The sequence below is a fragment of the Paraburkholderia sp. RL18-085-BIA-A genome, assembly GCF_046027075.1.
Taxonomy (GTDB): Bacteria; Pseudomonadota; Gammaproteobacteria; order Burkholderiales; family Burkholderiaceae; genus Paraburkholderia.
Map to the genome: position 1 here is coordinate 1 of NZ_JARESU010000398.1, position 1,585 is coordinate 1,585.

Annotated in this window: 1 protein-coding gene; it reads left to right on the forward strand. The window is 71.9% G+C overall.

What is annotated here, in order from left to right:
• Window positions 1-1,585 (forward strand): efflux transporter outer membrane subunit (locus P0D89_RS52745; protein WP_408379586.1); only part of this gene is annotated, 1,585 nt, incomplete at both ends.

The following is a 1,585-nucleotide window of genomic DNA, read 5'->3' on the forward strand; positions in this document are numbered from 1 at the left end:
TATTAACAATCGCCGGCTGTGCAGGTACCGGAGGCATCGCCCCGCAGGATCACGCGATCGAGCCGTCCTCGCTCGACGCGGGCAACGCGATCCGCGCGGCCAACCGCGACGCCCAGTGGCCGGCCGCCGACTGGTGGCGTGCCTATAACGACCCCCAGCTCAACGACTGGATCGACGCCGCGCAGGCTGGCAATCCGAGCCTCGCCGCCGCCCAGGCGCGGGTGCGCGAGGCGCTGTCGATGGCGGGCGTCGCGCGCGCGGCGCTCGCGCCGCAGGTCAACGCCAGCCTGTCGATCCAGCGCCAGAAGTGGGCCGACAACGTGTACTACGGGCCGGGGCCGCTGGCCGGCGAGCAGTCGTGGAACAACACCGGCACGCTCGGCCTGTCGTATCACCTGGACCTGTGGGGCAGGGACCGCAACGCCGCCGAAAGCGCGCTTGACGCCGCCCACGCGAGCGCCGCCGACGCCCGCGCCGCGCAGCTCGAACTGCAGGCCAACGTGGTGCGCACCTATATCGGCATGTCGCTGGACTACGCGCTGCTCGACATCGCCAAAGCCACCCTGCAGCAACAGCAGCAGATCGTGGATCTGGCCAGCCGGCGCCTGAAGGGCGGCATCGGCACGCAGCTCGAAGTGAGCCAGGCCGAAACGCCGCTGCCGGAGTACGAGCGCCAGATCGACGCGCTCGACGAGCAGATCGCACTGGGCCGCAACCAGCTCGCGGCGCTGGCCGGCAAGGGGCCGGGCGCGGGCGACGCGATCCGGCGTCCGGCGCTGTCGCTCGCCGCGCCGGCGGGCCTGCCCGCCGCGCTGCCCGCGGAGCTGATCGGCCACCGGCCGGACGTGGTCGCGGCGCGCTGGACGGTGGCCGCGCAGGCACGCGGCATCGACGTCGCGAAGGCGGACTTCTATCCGGACATCAACCTGCTCGCGTCGATCGGCGGCTATGCGGCGATGGGGCCGCTGTTCCAGTTCCTGAAGAGTCCGTCGCATAGCTGGAGCGCGGGCCCGGCGCTGTCGCTGCCGATCTTCGACGGCGGGCGGCTGCGCGCGCAGCTCGGCGCGGCGTCGGCCGGTTACGACGAGGCGGTGGAGCGCTACAACCAGTCGATCGTCGGCGCGCTGAAGGACATCGCCGACCAGGTGATCCGCCTGCGCTCGCTGGCGACCCAGGCCGACGACGCGGCCCGTTCGGTCGCGGCGGCGCAGCGCAACTACGATCTGGCGCGCGAGGGTTACCGGCGCGGGCTGACCGACTATCTGAACGTGCTGGTCGCGCAGAACCAGCTGCTGCGCGCGCAGGAAGGCGTCGCGAAGGTTCAGGCTGAAAGGCTGGGCGCGCATGCGTCGCTGGTGACGGCGCTGGGCGGCGGGCTGGATGAACCGGGTAACGGGCCGAAGGCGGATGAGACGCTGCCGGGGCATGGCAAGGGAAAGGCGGCAAGCGCCACGGGCGACGCTGCCGCGAAGGTGACGAACGTTGCTGCGCCAGCAGGTGCGCAAAGGTCCCTGCCCGTGACGAACAACGCCGGATCGGTCGCTGGCAATGGGGCGGCCGTCGCGGACAACGCAGGTGCGGAACC